This is a genomic window from Pseudanabaena sp. lw0831, assembly GCF_016584665.1.
Classification (GTDB): domain Bacteria; phylum Cyanobacteriota; class Cyanobacteriia; order Pseudanabaenales; family Pseudanabaenaceae; genus Pseudanabaena.
On the sequence record NZ_BBJB01000023.1, the window covers coordinates 69,553 to 75,563 of the forward strand.

The following is a 6,011-nucleotide window of genomic DNA, read 5'->3' on the forward strand; positions in this document are numbered from 1 at the left end:
AATTGCTGTACTAGCTATCTTTACGATCGCGCAAAACTTCTAAAAAATCCTCTCCTGCAATCTTAACTATTTCTTGCACTTGTGTTAATGGAATATTTTGCGATCGCGCCAACTTTGCACAGTCCTCATACTCTGGTTGAATTGTACAGAATCCGTCGCGCCATGCAATCTTAACTCTTGCTTTACCATATTCTGTTTCTACTTCATGGATTTCACGATAGAGAATTTTGCGCTCTTGTAAGCGATATCTAATGCCAAGAGTGCAAGTTTCGCAAAAGAGAATTTGTTCACAAATAGATTGACGATCGAAAGGACAAATTACCGTTATCAAGATGCCATTGCGCGATTTCTTCATTCCGATCGCTTGGGTATAAACGTCTAACGCGCCATTCTGCAATAACTGCTCCATCGTATAGGCGATCGCCTGAGCAGTCATATCATCAACTTGCGTTTCGAGAATAGCTATCGTTTCTATACTTTGAAAATCTTGAAATAAAGAAGCATCGGACGTTGCCCGATGCTTCTTTATTTCAAGATTTTTTTTTTGCTCTTACCAATCCACAAACGCAAAGCGTTGGGAATTTCTAAATCCTGCGTACCTGCACCCAGACCCACTTTTTTGATTTTCATTAAGGGAACTTCGCCAAATTTTTCACAGAGCGTGACTGCGATCGCGGCTCCAGTGGGAGTTACTAATTCTTTTCTAATCCCATTATCAAATGTAGTCACCTCATGCATTTCCCATAATTTTAATGTGGCAGGGGCTGGCACAGGCATCTTGCCATGATCGCAATCGACATAGCCGCCACCCGCAGGCAATGCTGAGCAATAGATTTTGTCAACTTCCAGCCAAGCAAATCCTGCACAGGTACAGACAATATCGATGATCGCATCGATTGCACCCACTTCATGAAAATGTACCGCTTCTGGAGCGATTCCATGCACTGCACCTTCAGCGATCGCTAGTTCTTTAAATGTTGCTAAGCTCCAAACTTCAACCTGTTTTGGTAATTTAGCATTACGAATGATCTTCTCAATATCAGGTAAGTGGCGATGCACTGGATGGGAATCATCTTTATGAGAATGCTCATGAGTATGGAAATCATGACTATGTTCTTCATCACTATGGGAATGAACATGATCGGAATGAGAATGAGTCTGTTCAATCGCAACGGTGGGTGGCTCTTCGCCGTTATAGTTTAATAATTCGACATGCAATTTTGTAGCTTCGATACCGCCACGATAAACGGATTCTGTCCATAACTTAACTTCGCGATCGAGTCCTAATTTATGAACAATATCTTGTAAATACTCTAAAGGTACACCCGCACTCACCAGCGCACCTAGACACATATCACCCGCAATTCCTGTCGGACAATCCAAATATGCAATGCTTCCCATGCTAATCCTTACAGAATTTCAAAAATGACTTGCTCCTGAATCCCAACATTTATGAAGGGAGGCGGCGCTTCGCGCCATCTCTCTTTATACAGCAATTTTCGATCAAACGAACCAAGAAATTTTTTGAAAGTGTTTCTTCGCAACACTTTCAAAAAATTTCTTGGTTCGGGTTTGAGCGCAAAGCGCTGTAAATGTTCGGAATTATTGAGAAAGCCCAATCACACCTTGGAGATTTGCGTCTGTCCAAATAGTGCTTTCGATAACTACATCAGTTAAATTAGCATTAGCCAGATTCGCATTCTCTAAATTAGTTCCAATTAAGACCGCGCCACTCAAATCTGCACCGCCAAAGTAAGCTTTTTGTAGATTTGCGATCGCAAAATTTGCTTTTTTGAGAATTGCCATACTTAAGTCAACTTCCTGCATCTCAGCATGTCGAAATTTAGTTTCGACACAGGTTGACTGCGACAAAATTGCTCTATACATATAGGCTTGACTGAGATCGGCATCACTGAGATTAGCTTTAGTGAAGTTAGCAAGACTCATAGAAGCATCGTTCAAAAATGTATTACATAGAGATGCCCCGACTAGTTGTGCTCCACTTAAAATCGCGCCGCCCAAGTTTGCGTTGTTCAAAATTGCATTGTTTAAAATTGCCTCGCTAAAATTTGCCATCAGACATCCCGCCATACTGATATCGGCAAAATCAAGGGATGCTCCACATAAATTTGCACGGGTTAATAATGCTCCCCTTAATTTGGCTCGATTTAGCTTGGCTCTACTCAAGTTCACATTGCTTAAGTTCGCGCCACTAAAATCTGTGTTTTGGAGATTTGAACCACTAAGATTTGCGCCGCTGAGATTGGCACTTTTGAAACTTTCCCCACTGAGATTTACGCCGCGTAAGTCTGCGCCACTGAGATTGGCAACTCCAATATTTATGCCTCTCAGGTCTAGCGATCGCAGATCCGTACCAGTCAGATTGACATCCTGAAGATTTGCTTGACCAAAATTTACCTGATGTAAAATTGCGCCACTTAAATTGGCTCCCTTCAAATTGGAATTTACGAATGCAGCTTCACTTAAATTCGCTCCCGATAGATCTGCTTGATTTAAATCAGCCTTACTAAAGTTGGCTTTACTTAAGTTTACTTGTGACAGATTTGCACCGACTAGCTTCAGCCCAGATAAGTCGGCTTTTTGCAAGTCGATTGTCTCAGGCTGCGTTTTTTCGCGCCAAGCATTCCAACGCTCAGCACCGTCTTTAATATGTCGAACAATCTTTAGATCTGCCAAGATGGTTTAATTACTCAAATTGATGTTTGAAGATGATTCTAATTTAAGCTGTTTTATTAAATAAATCTACACAAGCTAAATGGCTGAGTCGATCGCTGTTTTGGCATTGCGTTGCCAGCGATCGCGTTTAATCCTTCTCAGAGCCGAGCCTGTAAAATTTTGATCCCATTCCTCCTCAGTCATATTTGCTAGATCCTCTAGCTGAGGATCAACATTGTAGGGAAAAGGTTGAAAATCAGACTCTAAGGTTTCTTGAGCAAAACGTTGATTCCACGGGCAAACATCTTGGCAAATATCACAGCCTGCCACCCAGTTTTGTAAATTATTCGCGATCGCAACGGGAATTTGTGCGGCTTTATTTTCAATTGTGTGAAAAGCAATACAGCGATTGGCATCGACCACAAATGGCTGCGCGATCGCACCCGTCGGACAAGCATCAATGCAGCGAGTACAAGTACCGCAATGATCGGTATGTGGTACATCAGGCTCTAATTCTAGGTTAGTTAACACTTCTCCCAAAAATAACCAAGAACCATAGTCCCGCGTAATCACATTACTATGCTTGCCAATCCAACCGATCCCCGCCCTTTGAGCAAAGGCTTTTTCCGAGATCGGGCCAGTATCCACATAATAACGAGTTTGAATATTCTCCCCTTGAGTATTTAACCAAGTTGCTAAAGCCTTAAGTTTCTTGGTCAAAACCTTGTGATAGTCTCTTCCCCAACCATAGCGGGAAATTTTGCCAACGTTGCGATCTTCTGAATGTTGGTGCGGTGTGTAGTAATTTAAAGCCACACAAATTACTGACTTAACTCCTTCCATTACCTGCGTAATATCTTGCCGCTTGGGATTTGTCATCCAATCCATATCCGCTTGATATCCCAGTGCTAGCCATTCCTGTAAACGCTCTGCTTCGATACCAGACTCTGCCTTAGCTATCCCAACTTTACTAAAACCAAGGGCGATCGCTTTTTGTTGGATCGCTAATTTAATTTCTGTTTGCAATAATTTTTCCATAGTGCAACCACTACTAGCCGCACTTTGCGCAGCCTGTAGTCCCCAACTAACCACCACCTAACCAACCAAAAAATCCACCCTTTTTGTCATTCTTGGCTTTAGGATCTGGTTTTGCTCCATTAGTGCCGCCAGAATTTGTACCACTGACTTGGTCAATATATTGTTTGGCTAAGGGTTCATCAGGATTAAGTTTCAAAGCTTGCAGAAAGCTCACTTTTGCCATGCCTGATAATTTTTGATTCATATAGACAAATCCCAACAAAGCATGACATTTACTATTGTTGCAATCAAGTTGGATGGCACTACGCAGTTCCTTTAGAGCTGAAGCCCATAATTTTTGATTGATGTAGCTTTCAGCTTGGCGAATATATTGATTAAGTGAGCCATTAGTAGCATTGCTTTTATTGTTATCTTGACTGGTATTACTAGCTTGACTGGTATTTTTTGCTGAAGCATTACCTGCATTACTGTTGTTACGCAATGGTGATTGAGCCTCACTTCGCATTTGATAGCTGCTGCCTGAGCTGGAATAAGATGCTCCTGCTCTATTAACCCCAGTGTTATTAGCACCCGCATTACTAGATGAACTAGCTCTATGAACGCCTGAATTGCCAGTTTGAATTCTGGTGTCGTCACTAGCAGGCTGTACAGAAGATGTATAGGAGGAAGAACTTGCACTTGGCGAGCTTGGCGCAGGTTTGTAACCCTCTTGCAGCAGAATATGTATTAAATTCAGCTCACTTAACAAAGCAATTTTTTCTAAGGCTTGACCTAGATCTTGATACTGGACTTTGGCTATTTCATGAACATTTTGTTCATAATTAAAGTCTTTTGAGGAAATTAAATATCGTTGGGCAATGTCTGCCTGAGGCACAAATTTTTGATTGCGCTTCATTAGGCGTTTGCCTAGCAATTTTAGAATTGCTGAATATTCTGTTCGCTCCCGTTCTTGGGAAAGCACATTGTAAGCAGGATTAACTAGCTTAGATAGATATTGAGTAGCTACTTCCTTCTCAGAATTTGATCGCCCATGAATATCAGGGTGAAGGCATTTGGCAATTAGAAGATATCGCCTACGCACAAGAGAAGATTCCGCTGTCAGTGGTAAGCCCAACACAGCGTAATAATCATTAAAGTCATATTGACCGATGCCGCGATCTATACGAAATGTTCTTGGGTTTTCCACGATCTATCCTCTGTGTTGCTCTACCCAAACAAGATCTTTTAGCTTCTAAAAGATCTTAAACTAAATAAGTAATAATAGCTTACCCACCACTATTACAGGTGCGATCGCAATAATCACATATTTCCAATAGAAAAATACCAATTCTCGAAAGTGTAGTCACACTTTCGAGAATTATTGTTATAGCCAATCAAGTCGAGACATAAACTCTATGAATAGGTTAGGGCAGTTTATGAGCTTGCTAAAACTTGTTTTGCAGTTTGAATTTGATCATTACTAAAACCTGCTTCGTTAAGAAAGTTTAAATATTCAGGACTGCGATATCGAGGATCAACCCCGATCGCCTGACGAAAAGTTTTTTTGGCACTAGTCTGATCGCCTGATGTCCATTGCGCGATCGCATTAGCAACAAAGGGATGTGGGTTATTCGGTTCAAGTTCGATCGCTTTCTGAGCATAGGCGATCGCTAGATCGTATTGTTTTAAGCGTTGATAAGCCAGACTGAGATTATAATGGGCGATCTCGTTATCGGTCTTAAGCAGTGCCGCCCAGCTATGGAGAACTACAGATTGCGATAAATCGCCACGCACTAGGTAAACGATGCCGATCGCATTAAATGCTTGCAGTGATGTTGGTGACAAATAAATTGCTTCCCACAGAGATGTAGCCGCCGCATCATATTTTTTAGAAAGGTGCTGTGTCCAGCCGAGAATAATCCGCCCATCGAGATTACTGGGATCGAGCGCAACTGATTTTTGCAAAGCGTCGATCGCGTCATCAAAGCGTTCTTGTTGGCGATAGGCAAGTCCCACTTGGCGATATTCTTCGGCGGCACGTTTATCGGCTTTGTTTGCTTTGAGAGGCTGCACTATATTTGTGTTGGGATTAACCGCGATCGCAGGTAATACTGACATGATGCTTGTGAGTATTACGCACAAATTCAAACAACCTAATATTTTTAGCGATCGTTTCAAGACAAACTTCCTGTTGGTTATACAAAAAAGTAGCAATTCTAATTATGAAACTGATTTTGTTTTTTATAACAATGCTCGAAGACCAAAAATAGAATGGCGGCGCTTCGCGCCGCTATTCTATTAAAAAGGGAGAGTCGGCG

General features: G+C 41.7%; 6 protein-coding genes. All 6 read right to left on the reverse strand.

Going from position 1 to position 6,011, the window contains the following annotated elements; genetic code table 11:
* Positions 1 to 10: 10 nt before the first annotated feature.
* The 6 genes from larC (APA_RS25410) to APA_RS05165 all read right to left on the reverse strand — a co-directional run bounded on the left by larC (APA_RS25410) (position 11) and on the right by APA_RS05165 (position 5,811).
* Complete coding sequence (gene larC, locus APA_RS25410) at positions 11 to 436, reverse strand: nickel insertion protein (RefSeq protein WP_201321238.1); 426 nt, start codon at positions 434 to 436, stop codon at positions 11 to 13.
* 89 nt (positions 437 to 525) lie between these two features.
* Positions 526 to 1,401: a nickel pincer cofactor biosynthesis protein LarC gene (gene larC / locus APA_RS25415; protein WP_201321239.1), complete on the reverse strand. Its 876-nt coding sequence runs from the start codon at positions 1,399 to 1,401 to the stop codon at positions 526 to 528.
* A gap of 201 nt (positions 1,402 to 1,602) precedes the next feature.
* Positions 1,603 to 2,697, reverse strand: a complete 1,095-nt coding sequence (locus APA_RS05150) for a pentapeptide repeat-containing protein (protein WP_201321240.1) — start codon at positions 2,695 to 2,697, stop codon at positions 1,603 to 1,605.
* A 75-nt stretch (positions 2,698 to 2,772) separates the two neighbouring features.
* On the reverse strand, positions 2,773 to 3,714 hold the full coding sequence (queG, locus tag APA_RS05155) for a tRNA epoxyqueuosine(34) reductase QueG (protein WP_201321241.1): 942 nt from the start codon (positions 3,712 to 3,714) through the stop codon (positions 2,773 to 2,775).
* A 46-nt stretch (positions 3,715 to 3,760) separates the two neighbouring features.
* Entirely contained in the window at positions 3,761 to 4,900 is a 1,140-nt protein-coding gene (locus APA_RS05160) for a J domain-containing protein (protein WP_201321242.1), read from the reverse strand.
* Positions 4,901 to 5,127: 227 nt separating this feature from the next.
* Positions 5,128 to 5,811, reverse strand: a complete 684-nt coding sequence (locus APA_RS05165) for a tetratricopeptide repeat protein (protein WP_201321243.1) — start codon at positions 5,809 to 5,811, stop codon at positions 5,128 to 5,130.
* Positions 5,812 to 6,011 lie beyond the last annotated feature (200 nt).

Excerpts from the sequence above, each read along its gene's own strand:
- queG (WP_201321241.1), bottom strand. The coding sequence starts at position 3,714 with ATGGAAAAATTATTGCAAACAGAAATTAAATTAGCGATCCAACAAAAA.
- APA_RS05165 (WP_201321243.1), bottom strand. The coding sequence starts at position 5,811 with ATGTCAGTATTACCTGCGATCGCGGTTAATCCCAACACAAATATAGTG.
- larC (WP_201321238.1), bottom strand. The coding sequence starts at position 436 with ATGACTGCTCAGGCGATCGCCTATACGATGGAGCAGTTATTGCAGAAT.
- larC (WP_201321239.1), bottom strand. The coding sequence starts at position 1,401 with ATGGGAAGCATTGCATATTTGGATTGTCCGACAGGAATTGCGGGTGAT.